A 24731-nucleotide genomic window follows, 5' to 3' on the forward strand; every position below is an offset into this window, starting at 1 on the left:
CCCCGCCGCATGCCCTTCCCTACCCGCAGCTCCCGTTACCGATGCAGATCGTTGGCAGCCAGTACATTCCGATGAGCTGGGCCGACGTGCCCGGCTGGAACGAGGATGACCAGCTCGCCGCCTATCGGACCTTTCGCGACTCCTGCCGGCCGATCGTGGCGGGAAAGAGCATAGGGCCCAATACCAAGGCGATCGGATCGTCGCTGCGCGACCCCTGCCGCGCCGCCCGCGCCAGCGACATTACGGACGGCGCCAGGGCGCGGGCATTCTTCGAGCAGCAGTTCACGCCGCTGAATATCTCGCGGCTCGGCGAGGCCGACGGCTTCGTCACCGGCTATTACGAGCCGGTGCTGGAGGGATCGCCGACGCCGACCGATGTCTACAATGTGCCGGTCTATCGCCGGCCCTCGAACCTGTTCGTGCGGGGCTACTCGCAGGCGTCGCCCGAGCTGCCCAACAAGGGCCCGGTGTACCGCAAGATCGGCCGCCGCAAGCTCGTGCCCTATTACGACCGCGGCGAAATCGAGGATGGCGCGATCGCCGGCCGCGGGCTCGACATCTGCTGGCTCAAGAATCCGACCGACCTGCTGTTCGCACAGATCCAGGGTTCGGCGCGAATCCATCTTCCGGATGGATCGACCATCCGAATCAACTACGATTCCTACAACGGCTATCCCTACACGGCGGTCGGCCGGGTGCTGATCGACCGCGGCATCATTCCGCGCGAGGAGATGTCGATGCAGCGGATCAGGGAGTGGATGGAGCAGAATCCGGACGGGGCCAAGGACGTGCGGCGGCAGAATCGCGCCTACGTCTTCTTCCGTGTGGTGCCGCTGTCGGACAAGGACGAGGCGGTCGGCGCGCAGGGCATTCCCTTGACGCCGGGCCGCTCGATCGCGGTCGACAATTCCCTGCACGTCTATGGCACGCCTTTCTTCATCACCGGCGAATTGCCGATCGAATCGGCGCAGTCGAGGACACCGTTTCACCGTTTGATGATCGCCCAGGATACCGGCTCGGCGATCACGGGTCCCGCGCGCGCCGACCTTTATTTCGGCGCCGGCGCCGATGCCGGAAAGGTGTCGGGACGGCTCCGGCACAACATGCAGTTCGTGATGTTGGTGCCGAAGGCGCTCAATCCGGTGGAAGCCGGCCGCAAGCTGCCATTGCCGGACCCGCGGCCGTCCGAGAAGATCGCAAGGCTGTTTCCCCAGACCGATCCGGTGAAGGATCAAACCAAGGATCAAACCAAGGATCAGAAGACGGCGGCTGTGGCCCCCGCATCGAAGGCAGCCGATACGACCGGCTCCAGCGCCACGACGGCGGTCACGACCGCCGTGCCGCTGCCCGAGGCGCGGCCCGCTTCGGCTCCGAGTCGTGAGGAACGCCATCACCGCTACGCCCGGCGCTATCGCCACATCCGATGAAACGGCCGTCCTCGCTCTCGCAGCCCGAGCATCCTCCGACCCCGCGCCACCGGCGCGGATTGAGCGAGGAGGAGCGGGCGCTCTGGGAAAGCGTTGCAAGACAAGTCAAGCCGCTGCGCAAGACGCCGCGCCTGGTCAAGCCAAAGGCAGCGGTCAGGCCGGAAGCGATTTCGGACCCGTCGGCGAAACCCGCATCACCGCGACCGCTTCCGCCCATCCATGCGCCTAGGCCGAGCAAGCCTGCGGTGCCGCCGCTGGCCCCGCTGGGACGCCGGGAGCGCTCGCGCCTGTCGCGCGGCAAGGACGAGATCGAGGCGCGGCTCGACCTGCATGGCATGACGCAGACGCGGGCCCACCGCGCCCTACTCGGCTTCCTGCGGCGAGCCCATGGTGAAGGCCTGACCTTCGTGCTCGTCATCACCGGCAAGGGCAAGGTCGGCGGCACGGAGGAGGGCCGCGGCGTGCTGCGACGGCAGGTGCCGCAATGGCTTTCCCTGCCGGAATTCCGTGCGCTGGTGGTCGGGTTCGAGGAGGCGCATATCGGCCATGGCGGCCATGGCGCGCTCTATGTCCGGATCAGGCGGCCGCGAAGCTAAAACGGACGGACGATGCCGACCCGGGGGTACAGCGTGACGATCCAGCCGAGGATCCTGGTCCCGCGATCGTCGGTCGGGATCGGGGGCACGGCGTGGGCGGCGGGCAGTGTCTTGACGGCGTGCAGGAGCAGGAACATGCACACCGCCCAGTTCGAGATCCATCGCGAGTAGTCGAACACGATCGCGAACATGACGAGATAGCCCAGGCTGACGCCGGCCAGCGCGGCGACGACGAGGCGGCGGTGCAGCGCGTGCTCGAGCGCGCGGATCGTGCGTGCGAAATAGCGCCACAGTGGTGTGTGCAGCCAGATCAGCAGCGCAAAGAGCGGCACGCCCAGGATGTTCGACGGCAGCCGCGCCCAGGTGTCGGCGATCTCCTTCGATAGCGGCTGGTACCAGATGTAGCTGAACATCAGGAGGTCGGTGCGCGAGGGATCGGCCATCCGGCTCTGCAGGTAGTGGACGAAGTTAACTTCCGGCAGCGGCATGGTGCCGTAGAATTGCGCGGCGACGAACAGCGCGCCGAGCATGAGCGCGGCCAGGGCGCCGATGGCGATGTTGAGGCGGTTCATGCCCTCGGCCAGGTAGTGCCGGATCAGCACGATCACGGCGATGGTCGGCACATACATCAGGAGATGGATGTGGTGGATCAGGATCAGGACGACCGCGCCCGCGGCGGCGAGCAGGACGAACAGGACCGAGCGTGCCGGCACCAGCAGGAGCGTGATCGCGAACAGGCAGCCATAGATGTCGAAGTGACCGAGCGAGAACATGAAATTCTTGAAGAAGAACGGAGAGCCGGCCGTCAGCACGAGCAGCGGCAGGCTCTTTTCATCGAGACCGAATGTGCGCCGGAACAGCACGAGGAACAAGGCGAGGGTGAGAAGCCAGACCGAGCCGCCGAGCGCGAACACCAGCCAGACCGGCACCTTCGCGGTGAACAGCGCCACGACCGCGCCGATCAGCGCGCGCTTGATGAAGCCGAAATGATAATCGACCAGGAGATGGATGTAGGGGACGAACGGCCGCAGAATGAGCTTGTGAGCGAAAACCCCGGTCACCACGGCGATGTTGACGATGACCATCCATCGCCAGTGGTTGTGCCAGACGCGCCCGACCATGCTTCCTCTCGACCCGCTGCTCGTGGGGCAGCGAGCCGCTGGATAGCGCAAAAACCGCCGTGTCAGAACTACAGAATGAACCGGCTCAAATCGGCGTTCCTGGCGAGATCGCCGACGTGCTTCTGCACGTAGTCGGCATCCACTCTGATGGTCTCGCCATTGCGATCCGGCGCGGTGAAGGAGATGTCGTCCAGCACCCGCTCCATCACCGTCTGCAGCCTTCGGGCGCCGATGTTCTCGACCGTGGAATTGACGGCGACCGCGATGTCGGCGAGCGCATCAATGGCGTCGTCGGCGATGTCCAGTGTCACGCCCTCGGTCCGCATCAGCGCGACATATTGCTTGATCAGCGAGGCTTCCGGCTCGGTCAGGATGCGGCGCATGTCGTCGCGCGTCAGCGCCTGCAATTCGACCCGGATCGGCAGCCGTCCCTGCAGCTCCGGCAGCAGGTCGGACGGCTTGGCGATATGGAACGCGCCGGAGGCGATGAAGAGGATGTGATCGGTCTTGACCGCGCCGTGCTTGGTCGAGACCGTGGTGCCTTCGATCAGCGGCAGCAGGTCGCGCTGCACGCCCTCACGCGAGACGTCGCCGCCGAGCCGGTTCTCGCGTACGCAGATCTTGTCGATCTCATCGAGGAAGACGATACCGTTGTTCTCGACCGCGTTGATCGCCTCCAGCGTGAGCTGGTCGGTGTCCAGCAGCTTGTCGGATTCCTCGTTGACCAGGAGCTCGTGGGAGGCCTCGACCGTGACGCGGCGGGTCTTGGTGCGGCCGCCGAGCTTGCCGAAGACGTCGCCGATCGAGATCGCGCCCATCTGCGCGCCGGGCATGCCCGGGATCTCGAACATCGGAAAGCCGCCGGAGGACTGCGTCTCGATCTCGATCTCCTTGTCGTTGAGCTCGCCGGCGCGCAGCTTACGGCGGAAGGAATCGCGCGTCGCGGCGCTGGAATTGGTGCCGACCAGCGCGTCCAGCACGCGCTCCTCGGCGGCGAGCTGGGCGCGCGCCTGCACGTCCTTGCGCTTGCGTTCGCGCACCTGCGCGATCGCAACCTCGACGAGATCGCGGATGATCTGCTCGACGTCGCGGCCGACATAGCCGACCTCGGTGAACTTGGTGGCCTCGACCTTGAGGAACGGGGCGCCGGCGAGCCTGGCCAGCCGCCGCGCGATCTCGGTCTTGCCGACCCCGGTCGGTCCGATCATCAGGATGTTCTTGGGCAGCACCTCCTCGCGCAGCCCGCCATCGAGCTGCAGCCGGCGCCAGCGGTTGCGCAGCGCGATCGAGACGGCGCGCTTGGCGTCGGCCTGGCCGACGATGAATCGGTCGAGTTCGGAAACGATTTCACGGGGAGAGAAGTCCGTCATTTCTTCTAGCTAGGATGGGAAGGCGATCAGGACAAGCTACTTCGATCGCGGAGCATCAAAAGCGCCGGCCCGTCCGGCGTCTGAACCACCTGCTCCCGTGAGAATCCGACTTTTTCGTAGGCGCGGATTGCGCGCAGATTGGCGGGATCGGGATCGGTGACGACGCGCGGCGTGCCTTGCTGCAGCAGGTGGTCGGTGAACCTGCGGATGAACTGCGAGCCATGGCCGCGTCCGACCAGATCGGGCTCGCCGATGAACTGGTCGATGCCGCGTGTGCCGGCGGGGTGCTCGCCGAACCCCTGGTTCCAGGTCGAGAGCGCATAGCACTGGATATAGCCGAACGGGTGACCGACGACGGATACGATGAACTGGTCCATGTCGGGATGGTCCAGATCATCCCGCATAAGCGCGTATTGCTCGTCCGGATCGCCCCACCACTGGACCACATCGGGCGTCGCCAGCCAATGCCGGATCATCGGAAGATCGGCCACGGTCATCGGGCGAAAGCCGTAGTCCGGCATGGACGCTCAGCCAGCCTGCAAGATCTCGATGGTCAAATTGCGGTTGGTGTAGACGCAGATGTCGGCGGCGATGTCGAGCGCCCGGCGGACGATGGTCTCGGCATCCTTGTCCGTATCGATCAGGGCGCGCGCCGCGGCCAGCGCATAGTTACCGCCCGAGCCGATCGCCATCACGCCGGCCTCCGGCTCCAGCACGTCGCCGGTGCCGGTCAGGACCAGGGAGACCTCCTTGTCGGCGACGATCATCATCGCCTCCAGCCGGCGCAAATAACGGTCGGTGCGCCAGTCCTTGGCGAGCTCGACCGCGGCGCGGGTCAACTGCCCCGGATACTGTTCGAGCTTGCTCTCCAGCCGCTCGAACAGGGTGAAGGCGTCCGCGGTGGCGCCGGCGAAGCCGCCGATCACGTCGCCCTTGCCGAGCTTGCGGACCTTCTTGGCATTGGACTTGATGACGGTCTGCCCGATCGAGACCTGGCCGTCGCCGCCGATCACGACCCTGCCGCCCTTGCGGACGGTGAGAATGGTGGTGCCGTGCCAGACCGGCGGCTCGTGGGGGGATATTTGCATCGGATACCTCTCGTCCGGCCTCATCTAGGGCCTGGCCGGCGCGGTTACAATCGCACTGACGCCGGTCACCATGAGCGGAAGTTGGGCGACCGCATGAGTATCCTGCGGTAGCGGAAGCGGCAGGGCCTTGATAAAAGATCGGGTTTTCGGCGCGCGGCACGCGCACCCAGGAGTGGAAAGCCATCTTCATGCGCACCGCGGCGATCAAGCGCAAGACCAAGGAAACCGACATCGAGGTGTCCGTCAACCTCGATGGTACCGGGACGTCCAGCGTCTCGACCGGCATCGGCTTCTTCGATCACATGCTCGACCTCCTGGCGCGCCATTCCCGCATCGATCTCGCCGTGAAGGCGGTCGGTGATCTCCACATCGATCATCACCACACCACCGAGGATGTCGGCATCGCGCTCGGCCAGGCAGTCAGGCAGGCGCTCGGCGGCATGGCCGGCATCACCCGCTATGCCTCGGTTCACATGCCGATGGACGAGACACTGTCGCGGGTCGTGATCGACATTTCCGGCCGGCCGATCCTGGTGTTCAAGGTCGCTTTTCCCCGTGACAAGGTCGGGGACTTTGACACCGAGCTGGTGCGCGAATGGTTCAACGCCTTCGCGATGAACGCCGGCGTGACTTTGCACGTCGAGACCCTATATGGCGAGAACAGCCATCATATCGCCGAATCCTGTTTCAAGGGTCTGGCGCGGGCCTTGCGGGCGGCGGTCGCAATCGATCCGCGCGCGGCCGGCGAGGTGCCATCCACCAAGGGTCAGCTCGGCGGCTGATCGCTCGCGGCGGAGATTTATCATGCGGTTCTATACGGTTCACGCTCCGGAGGCTTATGCCGCCGACCTGCGCGCCACCGACAGGTTCGTGTTCGTGCGCGACGGCTTTCATTTCTGGGCGACGGTGTTCGGCCCGCTGTGGCTGATCTGGCACCGGCTCTGGCTCGCGACGCTCGGCTGGATCGTGTTGGTGGCGGCGCTGGACGCTGCCCTTGTCGGTCTCGGCGCCGGACGCACGACGGTCTGGCTGGCCGGCCTCATGGTTGCGATCCTGATGGGGCTCGAGGCGGCCAGCCTGCGGCGCTGGACCCTGTCGCGGCGCCATTGGCGTCAGCTCGACATCGTCGTCGCCGATGATGAGGAGGCCGCCGAGCGCCGCTTCTTCGATCGCTGGGCGAGCGGCCAGCGCGGGCCAACCTATGATCCGCTGACGGTCGATCGTGGCGGCCCGCCGCCGACCCGCAACGTTCCGGGCCAGCCCTTCTCCAGGCCGCCCCCGCCGATGCCGCATGACAGCATCATCGGCCTGTTCCCTGAGCCTGGAGGATCACGATGAGCGTCGCGATTATCGACTACGGCTCGGGTAACCTGCACTCGGCGGCAAAGGCGTTTGAGCGCGCGACGCGCGCTTCGGAGAGTCCGCAAAAGATCGTGGTCACGCACGATCCGGAGGCGGTCTATCGCGCCGACCGCATCGTGCTGCCGGGTGTCGGCGCTTTCGCCGATTGCCGCAGCGGGCTCGACGCGCTTGACGGCATGCTCGAGGCGCTGACGGAAGCGGTGCGCAACAAGGCGCGGCCGTTCTTCGGCATCTGTGTCGGCATGCAGTTGATGGCGACCTGCGGCAAGGAACATGTCACCACCGAGGGATTCGACTGGATCAAGGGCGACGTCGAGAAGATCACGCCGCGTGACGAGAGCCTGAAGATTCCACACATGGGCTGGAATACCTTGGAAGTGCTGCGCGAGCATCCGCTGCTGGAACGGCTCGACCTTGGCCCGAAGGGGCGCCACGCCTATTTCGTGCATTCCTATCACCTCAACCCGGCGAACGAGGCTGACCTGCTGGCACGTGCCGATTATGGCGGACCGGTCACCGCGGTCGTGGCCAGGGATACGGCGGTCGGCACCCAATTCCACCCCGAGAAGAGCCAGCGTTTCGGGCTGGCCCTGATCTCGAACTTTCTCAAGTGGAAGCCGTGATTCTCTTTCCCGCGATCGACCTGAAGAACGGCCAGTGCGTGCGGCTCGAGCAGGGCGACATGGCGCGCGCCACCGTGTTCAATCTCGATCCCGCGGCGCAGGCCAAAAGTTTCGCCGACCAGGGATTTGAATATCTGCATGTGGTCGATCTCGATGGCGCCTTCGCCGGCAAGCCGATGAACGCGCAAGCGGTCGAGGCGATGCTGAAGGCGGTCACCATGCCGGTGCAGCTCGGCGGCGGCATCCGCGATCTCGCGACGGTGGAGGCCTGGCTTGAGAAGGGCATCACCCGCGTGATCATCGGCACCGCGGCGGTGCGCGACCCCGAGTTGGTGAAGGCTGCCGCCAAAAAATTCCCCGGCCGGGTTGCGGTCGGGCTCGACGCACGCGACGGCAAGGTCGCGGTACAGGGCTGGGCGGAGAGCTCGGAGGTGACCGCGCTTGAGATCGCCCAGCGGTTCGAGGACGCCGGCGTCGCCGCCATCATCTTCACCGACATCGCCCGCGACGGCCTGCTTGAGGGCCTCAACCTCGATGCGACGATCGCTCTGGCCGGGCGCATCTCTATCCCGGTGATCGCCTCGGGCGGGCTCGCCTCGATCGAGGACATCAAGGCCATGCTGGCGCCGCGTGCCAAAAAGCTGGCGGGCGCGATCGCCGGCCGCGCACTCTACGACGGACGGCTCGATCCAGCCGCCGCGCTCGCGCTGATTCGCGACGCGCGACTCACGAGCCAATGATGAAGCTAGAGGAAATAATTCGAACCGGGCTATCGCGTGTAGATACGATTGCGGTCAAGCGAACGGTCCTAAATCCGGCTCTATGGCTGGTTGGGCTAATTACCCCCCTTTCCCTTGTTCTGACCGCCATTGTCAGCAATCAAATCGCACAGCTGATACTATTTTGCTTTGCAGCAGCTCCGGTTCTTTTCAGCTTTGCCGTTTATCTGGTTTTTATGTTCCGTGATCCTGATCGACTTCAGTCGGAGGAATATAGAGTCAAGCAACAAGCCCTACGATATCTTTACAAAAAAGGCGGCAATACCGAAATAGTTGACATAGCCAACCAAGTGCCTCGGTTTGAAACATCGAAGTCTCGGCCAGACGGAGGAGAGAAACAGTGAAGACTTTTCTTCTGGTTTTTGATGATGGCAACGGCGCGGAGATCGACCTGCGCAGTTATGTCGACTCGCTCGATTCGGGAGCAGAAATGTACGCCTTGGACGGTCACGTCTGCTTTCTGAAAAGCAATCTTTCGGTTTCTGATTTGTCTGGACGGCTTTCGCGGTTCATCGGCTCCAGCCTGTTCTTCATCGTAGATGTCACCTCGTCTGAATATGAGGGGAGAATGCTGGGCGTGTTCTGGGATTTTCTCAAATCGCGCGCCCTCGAATCGGCGGCAGAATAATGTTCAAGGTGCGTGTCATTCCCTGTCTCGACGTCAAGGACGGCCGTGTCGTCAAGGGCGTCAATTTCGTCGACCTGCGCGACGCCGGCGATCCCGTCGAAGCGGCGATCGCCTATGACGCGGCCGGCGCCGATGAGCTCTGCTTCCTCGACATCACCGCGACCCACGAGAACCGGGGCATCATGCTGGACGTGGTCCGCCGCACGGCGGAGGCCTGCTTCATGCCGCTGACGGTCGGCGGTGGTGTGCGCACCATTGACGACATCAGGACGCTGCTGCGCTCGGGCGCCGACAAGGTCTCGATCAATTCGGCGGCCGTCGCCAATCGCGAGTTCGTGAAAGAGGCCGCGGAAAAGTTTGGCGAGCAGTGCGTCGTGGTCGCGATCGACGCCAAGCGGGTGAAGCGCAGCGGCGGCTCGGACCGCTGGGAAATCTTCACCCATGGCGGTCGCAATTCCACGGGAATCGACGCGCTGGAATATGCTGAGGAGGTGGTCTCGCTCGGTGCCGGCGAGCTTCTGCTGACCTCGATGGACCGTGACGGCACCCGCCAGGGCTTCGATCTGCCGCTGACGCGGGCCATCGCCGACTCCGTCCCGGTGCCGGTGATTGCGTCCGGAGGCGTCGGTACCCTCGAACATCTGGTGGACGGCATCCGCGAGGGGCACGCCACCGCGGTGCTCGCCGCCTCGATCTTCCATTTCGGGGAATTTACCATCCGTGAGGCCAAGGATCACATGGTGCGGGCCGGCCTGCCGATGCGGCTCGATCCCTGAGGACTCCTCGTCACAAAAATGCTAAATGGTCGACAATTGCGCCCGGCCGGTGCGGGGTGCCCGTCTCGAGTACTGGCTGATGCCGCGTTTTACGCTCCATGACCTAGCCGCCGTCATCGACGCCCGGGCCGCATCCGGCGGCGAGGCGTCCTACACCAGGAAGCTCCTGGACAAGGGCGCGGCGCATTGCGCCAAGAAGCTCGGCGAGGAGGCGGTCGAGACCGTGATCGCCGGGGTCGAGAACGACCGCGAGCATCTGATAGGCGAATCCGCCGACCTCCTGTTTCATCTGCTGGTGCTGCTGAAGTCGCGCGGCGTCACGCTGGATGATGTCGAGGCTGCGCTGGAGAAACGCACCGGCATGTCGGGGCTGGAAGAAAAGGCGTCGCGCAGGCACGATTGAAAAGAGGCCGTTTTCATGGATATCCGCGCTCCGGACCAGCAGTACAACCCCTATCGGATATTCACCCGCGAGCAGTGGGCGCGGCTGCGCGACGATACGCCGATGACGCTGGAGCCTGGCGAGTTCGATCGACTGCGCTCGATGCACGACCGCCTCGACATCAAGGAGGTCGAGGACATCTACCTGCCGCTGTCGCGTCTGCTGTCGATCTATGTCGATGCCACGCAGCGGCTGTTCTATTCGCAGCGGCAGTTCCTCGGCATCCGCGACCGCAAGATGCCCTACATCATCGGCGTGGCCGGCTCCGTCGCGGCCGGCAAGTCGACCACGGCGCGCGTGCTGCAGGCCCTGCTCACCCGCTGGTCGCCGCGGCCGAAGGTCGATCTCGTGACCACGGATGGCTTCCTGTTCCCCAACGCCGTGCTGGAACGGCAGGGCCTGATGCAGAAGAAGGGCTTTCCCGAAAGCTACGATCTGCCGCGGCTGCTGGGCTTCCTCAGTGACATCAAGGCCGGCCGGCAGCCGGTGCGCGCGCCGGTCTACTCGCATTTGACCTACGACATCGTGCCGAAGCAGTGGATCGAGGTCGACCGGCCCGACATCCTGATCGTCGAGGGTGTCAACGTGCTGCAGACCGGACGCTTGCCGCGCGACGGCAAGGCAGTGCCTGTGGTCTCCGACTTCTTCGATTTCTCGGTTTACATCGATGCTGACGAAGCGGTGCTGCGGCAGTGGTACATCAAGCGCTTCCTCGCGCTCCGCGACACCGCGTTCCACGATCCGAGGTCATATTTCCACCGCTATGCGCCGCTGTCGGACGAGGAGGCCACCGCGACCGCCATCGCGATCTGGGAGCGCACCAACCTCGCCAATCTCGAGGACAACATCCTGCCGACCCGGCCGCGCGCGACGTTGATCCTGAAGAAGGGCGCCGATCACCAGATCGAGACGGTCTTGCTGCGCCGGCTATGAGGCCTTACGCCGCGAGGTGGCGCGTCGCTGCGAGATCGGCAAGCGAGGCTTCGAGCTTCTCGCGATCGAGCGGCTTGATCAGGAAACCATCCATGCCGGCTTCGAAGCAGGCGTAGCGATCCTCCACCAGCGCGTTGGCGGTCAGTGCCAGGATCGGCGTACGCCGGCCCGGCTCGCCCGCTTCCTGAGCGCGGATGCGCTTGGCCGTTTCGATGCCGTCGAGCTGGGGCATCTGGATATCCATCAGGATCAGGTCATAGGGCGTGCCGGCCGATCTCGCCGCCTGCCAGGATTCCAGCGCGGCCGTGCCATTGGTGGCGATTACGCCATGGTGCCCGAGCCGGCCGAGCAGCGAGCGCATCAACAGCGCGTTGATCTCGTTGTCCTCGGCGACCAGGATCGACAGGCCTCGCGCCGGCGGTTCCGTAGGCGTCGCTGCGGCGTCGGTCGCCGCAATGATGCCTTCGTCCGCAAGGGCAGGCGCGGCCACCTCCGCATCCGTCGACAGCCGCGTCGCAAGCGATGCCGCACGCAGCGGCTTGACCAGGTAGCCGGTGAAGGCAGAGGACGGTTTCAGCTCGTGCCGGGTGGCCTGCGTGAGCAGCACGATCCGCTCCCTGGCATGGGAGCGCGCGGCTTCGCCGAGCGCCTCCACCGATTCCGCGCCGACCGCCCGATCGAGCAGCACGGCATGCCACGAGCGCTCCGGCAACAGGGCCTGCGCGATGTCGGCGTCCGCGACCGCGCAGGTCTGGCCGCCCCAGCGCTGCAGCCGCCGAACGATCAGCGAGGCCTCGATGCTGCGCGGCGCGACCAGGAGAATCGAGCGGCCGGTGAGATCGGGCGGGACCAGGGCCGGCGCCTGATCGTGGTGCGCGGGCAATGGCACCGCGACTTCGAAGGTCGAGCCGCCGCCGGGCTCGCTCTGAAGCGTGATCCGGCCGCCCATGCGCTTGACGATGCGTTCGGAGATGCTCAGGCCGAGCCCCGTGCCGCCATAAGTTCGGGCGATGCGATCGTCGGCCTGCTCGAATTCGCGGAAGATCCGCTCACGGGCGTCCGGCGCGATCCCGATGCCGGTGTCGCGGACCAGGAAGCTGACCTCGTTCGGCCAGATGCCTGGCTCGACGATCAGCGCGACGCCGCCGGCCGGGGTGAATTTGATGGCATTGCCGGCGAGGTTGAGCAGCACCTGCCGCAGCCGGGCGGCATCGCCGACCACCTCGGTCGGCAGGCGTTCGTCGACATAGGCCGCAATCTCGAGCTGCTTGGCTTGCGCCCGCGGCGCGAGCAGCTCGGTGATGTCCTCGATCAGAGACGTGAGCGGGAACGGACGCCGCGCCAGGTCGATCTTGCCGGCCTCGATCTTGGAATAGTCCAACAGCTCCTCGATCAGCGACGACAGGGCGTCACCCGACGTCTTCACCGCCTTGACATAGGTGGCCTGCTCCGGCGTGAGCGTCGTATCCAGCAACAGTCCGCTCATGCCGATGATGCCGTTCAGGGGCGTGCGGATCTCGTGGCTCGCCATCGCGAGGAATTTCGACTTGGCGCGGTTGGCGGCATCGGCCTGATCGCGGGCAGAGCTCAGCGCGCGCTCGGTTTCGGCGCGGTCGGTGACGTCGCGGCCGACGCATTGCATCTCCGCAGGTCCGCCGGCGTCGCTGCGAACCCAGGCTTCGCGCCAGGCGATCCATTTCGCGCCGAGCGGCGTCTCGATCTTCTGGTCATGAATGCGGGTACCGTTCGGCTCCAGCGCGCTGTCGCCCTGCTCGATGACGGAAAACTGGAAGCCGCTGCCGATCAGTGCCTCGCGCGAGAGCGCCGCCATCTGGCAGAACGCGTCGTTGGCGAAGGTAATGCGGCCGTCCTCGTCGCGCATCACGATCAGGTCGCCCTGCGATTCGAACAGGCCGCGCGCCCGCTCCTCGGCTTCCTGCAGCTCCCAGTTACGGTCGGCGAGCGCTTCATTGTGGAGCGCGATCTTGCGCAGTCTCCGGTGCAGGAAGCGCAGGCGCATGCTCAACGTCGCGAGCGCGACGCAGGCGACCGCGAACAGGAAGCTTGCGCCGATCGCAAAGCTGTGGGGGTTGTAGCCGGAGTTTTCGGCCCGGCTGCCGGCGATGAAACCATAGGCGCCGCCGAAGCCCGCAGAGAAGATGGTCAGCGAACGGAACGTCGCCCACAGCCAGGGATGGCGGCGGGTGAAGCGACGGATGCTGAGCTTGATTCGGAAGAGCCGTCCCATCGATATGACCCCGATGAATTGCCGTTTCCGCGCTGGGAGTGACTGAGAAAGACGATGCAGGCCGCGAGCTTTGTGAAGAGTTTGAGAGGCCGCCGCCTCGCTCGACGCGATGTGAAAAGAGTGAATGGATCGTTAAGAGGCGTTCAGTGCCAGATGCTGGTCATGGGAGCCCACGATCAGCGCCGCGGCGTCGCGCGCCGTGAAGCGCTTCGATCGAACGAAAATGCGATAGTCGGCTGCTCCCTCGTCATCCGAGAGATAGATGACCGGCGCCGACGGACCGGAGGCGGTCCGGTCGATGGCAACGAGTCGCGCCGTCGAGGCCGAGCCGCACGCGCCGCCATCGTCTGCGGCGGCGTCGTCGATGACGGTAAAATCGGCGGAGCCGGCATCTTCCGTCACGGCCACCCGGACCGTCGCAAGCCGTGGATCGTCAGTGAAACTCACATGGAGATCGGCGTGCCAAGACGCATCCGTGAGTTCGACGGTCTGCTCGCCGACCGCGATGCAGGGCTTGGGATTGGAAAACAGCTCGAGGCGCGCAAGAAATGCGGCGGCGATCAGGGGGACAGCCGATACCAGGACCTTGAAACGCAACATGATACTTGACCCGCGACCCGTGCCCGAGCGGTGCCGGGCTTATGGTTGGCGGAGCGTAAAGAAAACTCCTTACCGCATCGTTGACGGATTCAGGCCGCGTTGCGCAGGTCCTCGGCGAGCGCGCGATAGGACAGCGCTTCGGCCAGATGCAGCCGGCCGATCTTGTCCGCGCAATCGAGGTCGGCGATGGTGCGCGCCACCCGCAGCACGCGGTGATAGCCGCGCGCCGACAGCCGCATCGTCTCGGCGGCATCGTGCAGCAGCTTCTGGCCCTGCGCGTCAGGCTTCGCGATCTCTTCCAGCAGCGCCGCCGGCGCCTCGGCGTTGGTGCGGACCTGCGGCATCTTGGCGGTCTCATAGCGGGCGCGCTGAATGTTGCGTGCCGCGGCGACGCGCGCCGCGACCTCGGCCGATCCTTCCGATGGCGGCGGCAGGATCAGGTCGGCGGCCGTCACCGCGGGCACCTCGATGCGCAGGTCGATGCGGTCCATCAGCGGGCCTGAAATCCGCATCTGGTAGTCGGCGGTGCAGCGGTCGATCCGTCCGCGCTTGCAGGCATAGCCGGGCTCGAAGGCGTGGCCGCAACGGCACGGGTTCATCGCCGCGACCAGCATGAAGCGGGCAGGATAGGTGACGCGATGATTGGCGCGGGAGACCGCGACCTCGCCGTTCTCGAGCGGCTGGCGCAGCGAGTCGAGCACGCGCGGATCGAATTCGGGCAGTTCGTCGAGGAACAGCACACCATTGTGGGCGAGCGAGATCTCGCCGGGCCGTGCACGCACGCCGCCGCCGGTCAGCGCCGCCATGCTTGCCGAGTGATGCGGGCTGCGGAACGGTCGCCGCGCGGTCAGCGCGCCGCCCTCGATCTCGCCAGCGACGGAGGCGATCATCGACACTTCGAGCAGTTCGGCGGGCGAGAGCGATGGCAGGATCGAGGGCAGCCGTGCCGCCAGCATCGACTTGCCGGCGCCCGGCGCGCCGATCATCAACAGATGATGGCCGCCGGCGGCCGCGATCTCCAGCGCGCGCTTGGCGCTCTCCTGGCCCTTGATGTCGCGCAGGTCGAGCCGCGTCGCCGGCGCCTCGTGCACCTTCGGCTGCGGGCGCGACAGCACCTGCGTGCCCTTGAAATGGTTGGCGATCTGGATCAGCGAGCTGGCGGCGATGATCTGGATGTCGGGGCTCGCCCAGGCGGCTTCCGCGCCGCAGGCGCCGGGGCAGATCAGCCCCTCATCGCGGGAATTGGCGCCGATCGCCGCAGGCAGCACGCCGGTGACCGGGGCGATCGATCCGTCGAGTCCGAGCTCGCCGAGCACGGTGAAACCGGCGAGCGCATCCGGAGGGATGGCGCCGATGGCGGCCATCAGCCCAAGCGCGATCGGCAGGTCGTAATGGCTGCCTTCCTTGGGCAGGTCGGCCGGCGCGAGGTTGACGGTGATGCGCCGCGCGGGCAGCGCCAGCCCTGAGGCGATCAGCGCCGAGCGAACGCGCTCGCGCGCCTCCGACACCGCCTTGTCGGCGAGGCCGACGACATGAAAGGCCGGCAGTCCCGGCGAGACCTGCACCTGCACATCGACGGCGCGGGCCTCGATTCCCTCAAAGGCTACGGTGGAAACGCGCTGGACCATGCCGCCCTCATCCCCCTTGTTCGAGGGTAGCCGAGTGCCGCGGGCCTTGCAAGAACATTGAGAGAACAAGTGAGGTCGACGTCCGACCGCCGGATGGGCGGGATTGGTGAAGAAAGTCTCAAGCAAGACATTCAACAGCGCTCACGGGCGCTAGCCGGATTCCAACGCTTGAGCGGTAGAGTGAATGAACTGCCGCACCCGAGGAAAAAGGATCCACATGTTCGCCAACCGCCGCAAAAGCGAGCGCCGTACCTGCAGAAGCCTCGCCAAGATCCAGTTTGGGACCGGGTCGCTGCCGCGGGATTGCCTGATCACCGATATTTCGGACGGCGGCGTCAAGGTCGTCGCGGAATATCAGGAGGTCCCTCCTGAGTTCACGCTCATCATGTCGGAGGGCCGGCCGCGTCATTGCCGCCTGGTCTGGCGCATCGGCTACGAATTGGGTGCCGAGTTCATCGGCTGAGCCGACAACGCACGGATGAATGCCGGCTTAACCGGAATTTAGGGTTAAGCTGCAACGGTTCCCGGGCCAAGTCGTCGACCACAGGCCATGGTACATGTTCCGGCAGTTGCCCAAAGGACGCCGCCAGGCGCGGCGTCTCCTATTCGCGGTATCCTCAGCGATCCTGATGTCCGGCCTTTGCGGCTGCCAGACCGCCTTCATGGCCGACTCGCAGGAGGTCACCGGCGCGCTTGGCGACAACGCCGCGGCGAACCGCCCATCGGACCCGAGGCGCGAGGTGGAGACCTATCGCACCCGCTACCGTGACAACCCGAAGGACCCGGGTGTCGCGCTGGCCTACGCGCACGCGCTCCGCGCCGCCGGCGAGCGGTCGCAGGCGGTCGCCATTCTCGAGCAGGCTGCGATCGCCAATCCCGGCAACAAGACGCTGCTGGCCGGCTACGGCCGGGCGCTCGCCGACAACGGCAATTTCAAGCAGGCTTTCGATGTGCTGAGCCAGGCCCATTCTCCGGACGATCCGGACTGGCGGATCCTGTCGGTGCAGGGTACGGCACTCGACCAGATGGGCCGCCACGATGAAGCGCGGCAGTACTACACCAACGCCTTGAAGATCGTGCCCGACGAGCCGACGGTGCTCTCCAATCTCGGACTCTCCTATGTCCTGTCCAAGGATTTGCCCCGAGCCGAGGAAACGCTGCGACGTGCCTACGGCCGGGCCGGCAAGGATGCACGGGTCCGAATGAACCTGGCTTTCGTCATCGGCATGCAGGGCCGTGACGCCGAGGCGGAAAGCATCGCGAGGGCCGATCTGCCGGTCGAGGAGGCGACAGCCAACGTGGCCGAGCTGAAGCGGCTGATGTCCAGGCGCGACAAGGGACGAAACCCGAGCGTCGGCAATATCGTCGCCGCGTCCCGGCCGGGCTGAGCCGGATTTGCCCGGCGGTAGATCGAAAGACTACTTCCCCAGCAACATGCCGACGAGCGGCCCCAGCAAGGAGCGCCGTTGTTTGCGGCCGTCACCGTTGCCGGTCAGCCGTTGTGCGAGCTCCAGGAACAGCTTCGCGGTGCGATGGTTCGCGGAGACTTCCGCGATCATCTGGCCATTGTTCGCAGCGGTGCCGAACAGCTTCGAGTCGAACGGGATGACGGCGGCCGGCGGGCATTCCAGCGTCTTGGCGAAGTCGGCACGATCGATCTCCGGGCGTCTCGGCAGGCCGACCTGGTTGAGACAGTAGAGCGGGGGACGATCGTTCGGACGCGACGCCTTCAGCGCGCTCAGCATGTTCTTGGCGTTGCGTAGATTGGCGAGATCGGGTTCGGCCACGATCAGGATGTCGTCGGCGCCTTCGAGCGCGCGCTTGGTCCACCCCGACCATTGGTGCGGAACGTCGAGCACGATGCAGGGCGTCGTCATGCGCAGCGTGTCGAAGATCGCGTCGAACGCATTGGCGCCGAAATCGTAGACGCGTTCGAGCGTCGCCGGCGCCGCCAACAACGAGAGATGCTCGGTGCGCTTGGCGAGCAGGCGCTCGAGCAGTGCGCTGTCGGGCCGGTCCGGCTGGAACACCGCATTGGCGATCCCTTGCATGGGATCCTGATTGTAATCGAGGCCGGCGGTGCCGAACGCGAGGTCGAGATCGATGACGACGGAATCCAGTGCCAGATCGCGAGCGATCGCCCAGGCTAGGTTGTGCGACACGGTGGAGGCGCCGACGCCGCCCTTGGCGCCGACCACGGCAACGACCCGGCCGGTCGTGACCGCCTCGGAGGAGGCGTACAGGCCGCAGACCGCGCGCACCACGTCGAGCGTCGAGACCGGCCCGACCATGTAGTCGTTGATGCCGCGGCGCATCAGCTCGCGGTAGGGCACGTCGTCGTTCTCGTTGCCGATGATGACGACACGGGTACCGGGATCGCAGACGTCGGCCAGATCGTCGAGGCCGTCGAGGATGTCGGAGGAGCCGTCGCTCTCCAGCAGGATCACGTTGGGCGTCGGCGCGCCGTGATAGGTATCGATGGCCGCCGCTACGCCGCCCATCTTGACGGTGAGATGGGCCTTGCCGAGCCGCCGATCCTTGCCGGCCGCGCGCACCGCGGTCGCGGCTTCCTCGGTGGTGCAGAAGGCCTGCACGGAGACCCGTGGCGCCGGGGCGATGTAATCGCTTGCCTGCGGCGCGGCGTCGTGCGGCGTTTCGTGATCTTTGTTCGCTGAGCTGCTCATTGGCCGGTCATCGTGAGTTTGGCCTTGTCGGCCTCGGGATAGGTGGTCGTGGTGGGATCGCCCTTCCGGTACCTGTCGAACCCTGCGGTCCGCCGCATCGTGTAGGCCGGCGTTTCCGCACGCGGCTGCACGAGGTCCGACGGGTTGTCTATCATGGCCGCGAGGTTGCGCTGGGTGGCGCAGCCAAGATTGAAATACGGCTTGTTCTCATCGTGGACCGGGTTCGCGAGTGAAGGACCGAGATCGTCCGGCCACACGCCGCAGGGGCCCGCGGTGGCGGCGATTCTCGGATAGCTCAGCCTGATCGTTGCCAGCGTTCGGTCATCCCCCGGGCGGTAGCGCCGCATCGCGATGGCGCGCGCGGGCACGCCGCCTGCCTCCAGCGCCGCCCGCACTTCCGGAGAGGTTGCTGCCGCAGCTCGTGCGTTCGGCGTGTCGACCGGCACATCGACGATGACGGGACCCGTTCCCTCGCGAACCCAGTTGCGCGCGAACCCGACGAGGTCGCCGTGCTCCGGCCCGGTCAGGCCGCTGCGTTGCCGACCGACGAAGATCACGATTGAACGTTCAGCTTCCGTGATCGCGATCGGATGACGCAGCCGGTAGTCGCTGGGAACATCGCCTGTGACGATGGCATCGGTGGATGGCGCGCACGCTGCCAGCGCAACGCCGGCGAACGCCACCAACAGGAAGGGCGAAACCCGGCGGCAATGGACCTTGAACATATTCATCATGGCTGTCCTCATCGCGCGTTGATGCTGCCCGTCGTCTCAGTCGATGATGAAGCCGAAATTGCCCTGGTAGGCGGTGGCCGGATCGATCCGCCCGGCAACGCCGTAGATCCGGTTGATCCGCGCCAGCAGAGCCGCGTCGGAATCGGCGGCCGGTGCGAATCCGTCGTCCGGCCGTGACAACTCCCGCTGTGGCACGGCGCGGACCACAAAGGGCGTCACCAGCACCATCAGCTCGGTCTCGTTGTTGACGTAGTCCTGGCTCCTGAACAGCTGCCCAAGAACGGGAAGCTGGTCGACGCCCGGCAAGCCGTTCACCGCCTGCTTGGTCTGCTGCTGGATCAGACCCGCCATCGCCATCGAGCCGCCGGACGGTATCTCCAGCGTGGTCTCGGCGCGGCGCGTGCGTACCGATGGGATGGTGATGGAGTTCGTCGAGTTTCCGCTCAGCGCCTGCGACACCGTGATGGCGTTGTCGTTGGACAACTCGGAAACCTCGGTCATGACCCGCAGGCTGATGCGCCCCTCGGTCAGCACCACCGGCGTGAAATTGAGCGAGATGCCGAATTTCTTGTAGGTGATCTGCGTGGTGCAGACATGTGTCGACGGATCGCACGAATAGCCGGCGGGAATCGGAAACTCGCCGCCCGCGATGAAGGTCGCTGACTCGCCGGAGATCGCCGTCAGGTTGGGTTCGGCCAGGGTCCGCACCACGCCCGCGCTCTCCATCGCACGCATGGTCGCGGATACCGTGGGCACGCCCTTGAGGACCGACAGGGCCTGCAGCCCGTTGCTGGAGACCAGCGGCGCGCCGGCCGCGGTGAACGGGTTGCTGTTGTTGAAGTTCACGATCGCGGTGCCGATATTCATGCTGGCGGCGAGATCGATACCCATCTGCTTGATGATGTCGCGTCGCACTTCGGCGACGTTCACCTTCAGCATCACCTGGTCGCGCTCGCGCACGACGATGCTGTTGACCACCTTGTCGCCGCCGCCGACCAGCCGCGCAGCGATGTCGCCGGCCTGCTGCGCCTCGATCGGGCTCGACACCGAACCGGTGAGAACGACGCCGTCGCCCACGCCTTCGATCTGCACGCCCGGCAGCGATTTGCGCAAGGCGGCGCGCACGCCATTGAGATCGCGCGTCACCGCAATGTCGTAGGCCGCAACCTGCTGGCCCTCGGCATCGAAGAACACGACGTTGGTCTGGCCGACGGCGGAGCCGATGATGTAGGCGCGCTGCGGAGAACGGATGACGGCGTTCGCGATCTTGGGATCGGCGACCAGCACGTCCTTGATGTCGCGCGGCAGATCGATGACGACGGATTTGCTGACGCCGAGATTGAGAGAGCGCGTCTTGGCCGGCACGCTGCCCGTGACCTCCGCCGTGGCATGCGAATCGCTGGCGAGCACAGGCGTGGCCGCCGGACTGATCGTCAACGACAGGACGGCCACGAGCGACAGCAACCGGGCGGCGATCGCTCGCAATGACGTTCTCCGCAACCGTAGTCGCTCGGGATTGGCCGCGGGCGTGTCCGCAGCACGCGGTCGCGCAACCGGTCCGGATGAACACGCATGATCGGTGCTGCCGCCAACGACGGTGGTCGGAGCGAAGATTCGAACGGTACGCATACGCTTAACTATTGCCCCTGCAAGGGCAGCGCCTCACGACGCTACCCTCCCCTCCAGCATGACTAGGCGGCAAAGGTATAAGCGAACTTGAAAGCCGGCCGCCGCGGTGGGCGCGGACGGTGGATTCGTCCTCATGGTGAACAGCGCGTTATCGCGGGAGCAGCCAACCCGAGGTTGCCGATGGACGAATGCACGGCCATCCCGACGTTTCGATCATGCGCAATCGAAAGCTGTCAGTTGGTGGTGAGGGTCGTACGCGACGGCTATGCCGGCGACCTGGCGACCCGCTTCGCCTCGATCGCATCCCAGATCTTCGCGGCGACGTCGGGGCCACCCAGCCTGGCGATGGCGCGGATGCCGGTCGGCGAGGTCACGTTGATCTCGGTCAGCCTGCCGTCGATCACGTCGATGCCGACGAACAGGAGGCCGCGCTCGCGCAGCGCCGGGCCGAGCGTCGCGCAGATCTCCCGCTCGCGATTGGAGAGCTCGGTCGATTGCGCCGCGCCGCCGCGCACCATGTTGGAGCGCAGGTCATCGGGTGCCGGCACCCGGTTGACGGCGCCGGCGAACTCGCCGTCGACCAGGATGATGCGCTTGTCGCCGTGCTTGACCTCGGGAATGAAGCGCTGGATCACCCAGGGCTCCTTGAAAGTCACCGAGAACATGTCGAACAGCGAGCCGAAATTCATGTCCTGCGGCATGATCCGAAACACCGCCGCGCCGCCGTGGCCGTGCAGCGGCTTCATCACCACCGCGCCATGCTCGTCGCGGAATGCATTGATCTCGTCGAGCTCGCGCGAGATCAGGGTTGGCGGCATCAGTTGCGGGAAGTTCATCACGAACAGCTTCTCCGGCGCGTTGCGCACGCTCGCCGGATCGTTCACGACCAGCGTCCTGGGATGCAGCCGCTCGAGGAAATGGGTCGAGGTGATGTAGGCGAGGTCGAACGGCGGGTCCTGGCGGAGCAGGATGACGTCGAACGCCGACAGCGGCTCGGGGTGCGGCTCACCGAGGGTGAAATGGTTGCCGGGCTCGTCGCGCACGGTGAGAAGCTGGATCGGCGCGACGAGCTCGTCGCCGCGCAGCGACAGTCTGTCGGGCGTGTAGTAGGACAGGCCATGGCCGCGCTTCTGGGCTTCGAGCAGCAGCGCGAAAGTCGAATCGCCGCGGATGTTGATGCGCGCGATGGGGTCCATCTGGACGGCGACGTTCAATTTCATGGGCAGGGTCCGGTTTGCGGCGGGTTCATCTCAAGGGCTTGCGTCGAAGGCAGCCAACAGATGGCGCGGCAGGTGCCGCGGCGCAATCAGGATCACATCGAATCGCAGCTCGAATTCGGCGTGCTCGGGATGCGCGGCGAGCCAGGCCTGCGCGGCGTCGATGATGCGCCTCTGCTGACGGGGCGTCACCGCGAAGGCGGCATCCTCCAGCGTGGCGCGGGCCTTGACCTCGACGAAGGCCACCAGATTGCGGCGCCGTGCGATCAGGTCGATCTCGCCATGCGGTGTCTTGAAGCGCTTGGCCAGAATCCGATAGCCCTTCGCGATCAGATAAGCAGCGGCGCGGGTTTCCGCCGACAGCCCGGTGCGAAAGGCCGCGACCCGCTCGGGCGAGGCCGCTGCCTCGGGCGGCGGAGATGCGCGATCAGTCATCGCCATGCTCGCCCTTTCTTTGCCGGGACAGCTCCAGCGCGCGCGCATAGATCTCGCGGCGCGGCCGGCCGGAGAGCTCGACCGCCTGCGCCACCGCGTCCTTGACGCTGTGGGTCAGAAGGGCATCGCGCAGCAGGACGTCGAGCGCTTCCGCCGGCACCTGCACTTCGGCCGGCGGCCCGATCACGAGGACGAACTCGCCGCGCGGCTCGAGCGCTTCCGCGTTGGCGCCGAGTTCGCTCAACGCGCCGCGCGTCACCTCCTCATGCAGCTTGGTCAGTTCGCGGCAGATCGCCGCCTCGCGCGCGCCCATGGCCGCAGCCAGATCGCGCAGCGTGTCCTGGACGCGGCTGCCGGCTTCGAAGATCACCAGCGTGGCATCGATCCGGGCGAGCTCGGCGAGCCGGGCCCGCCGCGCTGCCTCCTTCGGCGGCAGGAAACCCTCGAAGAAGAACCGGTCGGTCGGCAGTGCCGCGACCGACAGCGCTGCCAGCACCGAGGAAGGACCGGGCAAGGCAAACACAGCGATGCGAGCGGCGGCGGCTTCGCGCACCAGCTTGAAACCCGGGTCCGAGATCAGCGGCGTACCGGCGTCCGAGACCAGCGCGACGGCGCCGCCTTCGGCGAGCCGCGACAACAGTTTCGGCCGTGCCGTGGCGGCGTTGTGCTCGTGATAGGGGGTCAGCGCCGCATTGAGACCATAGCGCTCGGCCAGCCGCCTCGTGATGCGGGTGTCCTCACAGGCGATGACGTCGACGCCCGCCAGCGTCTGAAGCGCCCGCAGGGTGATGTCGCCGAGATTGCCGATCGGGGTCGCGACCAGATGGAGGCCGGGTGCGACGCGCGGCGCGGTCAGCAGATGTCCGCCGACGGTAAAACTACGGGCGGCGATCTCTCCCCCGCCATCGGTATTTATCGAAGCCGGTTTTGCGCGCATAATGCCACCTTACGGGGGAGATCGTTCTAGCGCCAGAATTTGGGAGCCGGGCGTACCTCGCGACGCGCTGGTCGAACCGCTTTCATGTCGGGAGCGATCCTCACGCGGCGGCCACCTAATTCTTTTGTTTTGGTTAACTTTTCGCCGACAATATGCCTCAATCGGCCCTCCGGCCCTGTTCAAGGAGGGTAATGGCCGCCGCAGGTCGGCCGAGCCAAGAGACGCAATGGTGGGCTTGCTGCAATCGAGGTCTGGTGCATCGGGTCGGCAGGCTGCGAGGCCGAGCCGGCGAACCGCGATCGGCTTCATGCTCGGCGCCCCGTTGTTGTCGGCCTGCGCCAGCGCGCAGCAGAGCTTCAGCCAGTTTTCCAAGCCGTTCGGCGCGGAGGCGCAGCCGTCTGCGGCTGCTCCGACCGGGCCTGCTCAGCCCCCGTCGGCCGCCGGCAACGGGCAGGTCAAGGTCGGCATGATCCTGCCGCTGTCAGCGTCCGGCAATGCCAGCCTGGCCGCCGCATCGATGAAGAACGCGGCCGAGATGTCGCTTGCCGTTTTCCAGACGGCCAACGTCCAGCTCCTGATCAAGGACGATGGTGGCACTCCACAAGGCGCCCAGCAAGCCGCGCAGCAGGCGCTCGACGAAGGCGCCCAGATCATCCTCGGGCCGCTGTTCGCCGGCTCGGTTCCGGCGACGGCGCAGGTCGCGAGGACGCGCAACGTCCCCTGCATCGCGTTCTCGACCGATTCCAGCGTCGCCGGCCGGGGGGTCTATCTGCTGAGCTTCCAGCCCGAGTCCGATGTCAACCGGATCGTCGACCATGCCGCGAGCATCGGGAAACGATCCTTCGCCGCGCTCCTGCCCGAGAACGCCTACGGCAATGTGGTAGAGCTGGCGTTCAAGCAGGCGGTCGGCCGCCGGGGTGGACGGATCGTGGCATTCGAGAAATATGGCGGCGATCGCGCGACGCCTGCGCGGACGATCGCGCAGGCGCTCGGACAGGCGGATGCCTTGCTGCTTGCCGATGACGGCGAAGGCGTCGTGGCGATGGCCGACGCGCTGACGGCGGCGGGCGCCAATCTGCGCAACGTCCAATTGCTCGGCACCGGGCTGTGGGACAATCCGCGGGTGTTCGCAAGCGCTGCCTTGCAGGGCGGACTCTATGCGGCGCCGGATCCGGCCGGCTTCCGCGGCTTCTCTACCAAATATCGCGCCCGTTTCGGCTCGGAGCCGGTACGGACGGCGACCCTGGCCTATGACGCGGTGGCGCTGACGGCTGCGTTGGCCCAGACGCCGGGCGGTGGACCACACTACACGCCTGCGATCCTGACCAATTCGTCGGGATTTGCCGGCATCGACGGCCTGTTCAGGTTCCGACCCGACGGCACCAATGAGCGGGGACTCGCCGTAATGCGGGTCGCCTCCGGCGGCGGCGTGCCGGTCGCGGGCTCGCCGAAGAGCTTTGGCGCTTGAGCGAAA

General features: G+C 66.0%; 27 protein-coding genes. 14 read left to right on the forward strand and 13 right to left on the reverse strand.

Annotated features, from left to right (window positions below):
• Both JOY90_RS11500 and JOY90_RS11505 read left to right on the forward strand, forming a co-directional pair.
• The coding region (locus tag JOY90_RS11500; protein ID WP_291691261.1) for an MltA domain-containing protein at positions 1-1427 on the forward strand (1427 nt) is incomplete at its 5' end.
• Positions 1424-2023: a Smr/MutS family protein gene (locus JOY90_RS11505; RefSeq protein ID WP_291691262.1), complete on the forward strand. Its 600-nt coding sequence runs from the start codon at positions 1424-1426 to the stop codon at positions 2021-2023. The genes JOY90_RS11500 and JOY90_RS11505, both read left to right, overlap by 4 nt.
• On the opposite strand, the gene JOY90_RS11510 is transcribed toward JOY90_RS11505, so the two are convergent.
• The 4 genes from JOY90_RS11510 to hslV all read right to left on the reverse strand — a co-directional run bounded on the left by JOY90_RS11510 (position 2020) and on the right by hslV (position 5602).
• Positions 2020-3144 (reverse strand): hypothetical protein, encoded by a 1125-nt coding sequence (locus tag JOY90_RS11510; protein WP_291691263.1) that lies wholly within the window; start codon positions 3142-3144, stop codon positions 2020-2022. The genes JOY90_RS11505 and JOY90_RS11510 overlap by 4 nt on opposite strands.
• Positions 3145-3212: 68 nt before the next feature.
• Positions 3213-4514: an ATP-dependent protease ATPase subunit HslU gene (gene hslU / locus JOY90_RS11515; protein WP_291691264.1), complete on the reverse strand. Its 1302-nt coding sequence runs from the start codon at positions 4512-4514 to the stop codon at positions 3213-3215.
• Positions 4515-4540: 26 nt separating this feature from the next.
• Entirely contained in the window at positions 4541-5035 is a 495-nt protein-coding gene (locus JOY90_RS11520) for a GNAT family N-acetyltransferase (protein ID WP_291691265.1), read from the reverse strand.
• A gap of 6 nt (positions 5036-5041) precedes the next feature.
• A complete protein-coding gene (gene hslV / locus JOY90_RS11525) occupies positions 5042-5602 on the reverse strand; it encodes an ATP-dependent protease subunit HslV (RefSeq protein ID WP_291691266.1) in 561 nt (186 codons plus the stop codon).
• Between the two features lie 188 nt (positions 5603-5790).
• On the opposite strand from hslV, the gene hisB reads away from it, so the two are divergent.
• From hisB to coaA, 9 genes are all read left to right on the forward strand, one after another.
• Positions 5791-6384 (forward strand): imidazoleglycerol-phosphate dehydratase HisB, encoded by a 594-nt coding sequence (hisB, locus tag JOY90_RS11530; RefSeq protein WP_291691267.1) that lies wholly within the window; start codon positions 5791-5793, stop codon positions 6382-6384.
• A gap of 22 nt (positions 6385-6406) precedes the next feature.
• Positions 6407-6940, forward strand: a complete 534-nt coding sequence (locus JOY90_RS11535) for a DUF2628 domain-containing protein (RefSeq protein ID WP_291691268.1) — start codon at positions 6407-6409, stop codon at positions 6938-6940.
• On the forward strand, positions 6937-7587 hold the full coding sequence (gene hisH, locus JOY90_RS11540; RefSeq protein WP_291691269.1) for an imidazole glycerol phosphate synthase subunit HisH: 651 nt from the start codon (positions 6937-6939) through the stop codon (positions 7585-7587). Before JOY90_RS11535 ends, hisH begins: the two co-directional genes overlap by 4 nt.
• Entirely contained in the window at positions 7584-8327 is a 744-nt protein-coding gene (gene hisA, locus JOY90_RS11545; protein ID WP_291691270.1) for a 1-(5-phosphoribosyl)-5-[(5-phosphoribosylamino)methylideneamino]imidazole-4-carboxamide isomerase, read from the forward strand. Before hisH ends, hisA begins: the two co-directional genes overlap by 4 nt.
• Complete coding sequence (locus tag JOY90_RS11550) at positions 8327-8710, forward strand: hypothetical protein (RefSeq protein WP_291691271.1); 384 nt, start codon at positions 8327-8329, stop codon at positions 8708-8710. Before hisA ends, JOY90_RS11550 begins: the two co-directional genes overlap by 1 nt.
• Complete coding sequence (locus JOY90_RS11555) at positions 8707-8994, forward strand: hypothetical protein (protein WP_291691272.1); 288 nt, start codon at positions 8707-8709, stop codon at positions 8992-8994. Before JOY90_RS11550 ends, JOY90_RS11555 begins: the two co-directional genes overlap by 4 nt.
• Positions 8994-9770 carry an imidazole glycerol phosphate synthase subunit HisF gene (gene hisF, locus JOY90_RS11560; RefSeq protein WP_291691273.1) on the forward strand — a complete coding sequence of 259 codons (777 nt, stop codon included), beginning with the start codon at positions 8994-8996 and terminating at the stop codon, positions 9768-9770. Before JOY90_RS11555 ends, hisF begins: the two co-directional genes overlap by 1 nt.
• 79 nt (positions 9771-9849) lie before the next feature.
• Positions 9850-10173: a phosphoribosyl-ATP diphosphatase gene (locus JOY90_RS11565; RefSeq protein ID WP_291691274.1), complete on the forward strand. Its 324-nt coding sequence runs from the start codon at positions 9850-9852 to the stop codon at positions 10171-10173.
• A 15-nt stretch (positions 10174-10188) separates the two neighbouring features.
• Positions 10189-11145 carry a type I pantothenate kinase gene (gene coaA, locus JOY90_RS11570; protein ID WP_291691275.1) on the forward strand — a complete coding sequence of 319 codons (957 nt, stop codon included), beginning with the start codon at positions 10189-10191 and terminating at the stop codon, positions 11143-11145.
• A gap of 4 nt (positions 11146-11149) precedes the next feature.
• On the opposite strand, the gene JOY90_RS11575 is transcribed toward coaA, so the two are convergent.
• From JOY90_RS11575 to JOY90_RS11585, 3 genes are all read right to left on the reverse strand, one after another.
• Positions 11150-13393 carry an ATP-binding protein gene (locus JOY90_RS11575; protein WP_291691276.1) on the reverse strand — a complete coding sequence of 748 codons (2244 nt, stop codon included), beginning with the start codon at positions 13391-13393 and terminating at the stop codon, positions 11150-11152.
• A 132-nt stretch (positions 13394-13525) separates the two neighbouring features.
• Positions 13526-13993, reverse strand: coding sequence for a hypothetical protein (locus JOY90_RS11580; protein ID WP_291691277.1), 468 nt, complete (start codon positions 13991-13993; stop codon positions 13526-13528).
• A gap of 89 nt (positions 13994-14082) precedes the next feature.
• Positions 14083-15621 (reverse strand): YifB family Mg chelatase-like AAA ATPase, encoded by a 1539-nt coding sequence (locus JOY90_RS11585; RefSeq protein ID WP_291691278.1) that lies wholly within the window; start codon positions 15619-15621, stop codon positions 14083-14085.
• Positions 15622-15838: 217 nt separating this feature from the next.
• On the opposite strand from JOY90_RS11585, the gene JOY90_RS11590 reads away from it, so the two are divergent.
• Together JOY90_RS11590 and JOY90_RS11595 are read left to right on the forward strand one after the other, a co-directional pair.
• On the forward strand, positions 15839-16084 hold the full coding sequence (locus JOY90_RS11590) for a PilZ domain-containing protein (RefSeq protein ID WP_291691279.1): 246 nt from the start codon (positions 15839-15841) through the stop codon (positions 16082-16084).
• A 166-nt stretch (positions 16085-16250) separates the two neighbouring features.
• Entirely contained in the window at positions 16251-17009 is a 759-nt protein-coding gene (locus JOY90_RS11595) for a tetratricopeptide repeat protein (RefSeq protein ID WP_291691280.1), read from the forward strand.
• A gap of 30 nt (positions 17010-17039) precedes the next feature.
• On the opposite strand, the gene JOY90_RS11600 is transcribed toward JOY90_RS11595, so the two are convergent.
• The 6 genes from JOY90_RS11600 to rsmI form a co-directional block, all read right to left on the reverse strand.
• Positions 17040-18305, reverse strand: a complete 1266-nt coding sequence (locus JOY90_RS11600) for an AAA family ATPase (protein ID WP_291691281.1) — start codon at positions 18303-18305, stop codon at positions 17040-17042.
• Positions 18302-19030 carry a CpaD family pilus assembly protein gene (locus JOY90_RS11605; RefSeq protein ID WP_291691294.1) on the reverse strand — a complete coding sequence of 243 codons (729 nt, stop codon included), beginning with the start codon at positions 19028-19030 and terminating at the stop codon, positions 18302-18304. The genes JOY90_RS11600 and JOY90_RS11605 overlap by 4 nt, the downstream gene beginning before the upstream one ends.
• Positions 19031-19075: 45 nt before the next feature.
• Positions 19076-20524, reverse strand: a complete 1449-nt coding sequence (locus JOY90_RS11610; RefSeq protein WP_291691282.1) for a type II and III secretion system protein family protein — start codon at positions 20522-20524, stop codon at positions 19076-19078.
• Positions 20525-20931: 407 nt separating this feature from the next.
• Positions 20932-21888: a glutathione synthase gene (gene gshB, locus JOY90_RS11615; RefSeq protein WP_291691283.1), complete on the reverse strand. Its 957-nt coding sequence runs from the start codon at positions 21886-21888 to the stop codon at positions 20932-20934.
• Positions 21889-21918: 30 nt separating this feature from the next.
• The gene (locus JOY90_RS11620; protein ID WP_291691284.1) at positions 21919-22326 is read right to left on the reverse strand and encodes a YraN family protein; all 408 of its coding nucleotides are present in this window, start codon (positions 22324-22326) and stop codon (positions 21919-21921) included.
• Positions 22313-23257, reverse strand: a complete 945-nt coding sequence (gene rsmI / locus JOY90_RS11625) for a 16S rRNA (cytidine(1402)-2'-O)-methyltransferase (protein WP_291691285.1) — start codon at positions 23255-23257, stop codon at positions 22313-22315. Before rsmI ends, JOY90_RS11620 begins: the two co-directional genes overlap by 14 nt.
• 226 nt (positions 23258-23483) lie before the next feature.
• On the opposite strand from rsmI, the gene JOY90_RS11630 reads away from it, so the two are divergent.
• Positions 23484-24725 (forward strand): penicillin-binding protein activator, encoded by a 1242-nt coding sequence (locus tag JOY90_RS11630; RefSeq protein WP_291691286.1) that lies wholly within the window; start codon positions 23484-23486, stop codon positions 24723-24725.
• The last annotated feature ends 6 nt before the right edge of the window (positions 24726-24731 follow it).

The sequence above is a fragment of the Bradyrhizobium sp. genome, from assembly GCF_019242285.1.
Taxonomy (GTDB): Bacteria; Pseudomonadota; Alphaproteobacteria; order Rhizobiales; family Xanthobacteraceae; genus Bradyrhizobium.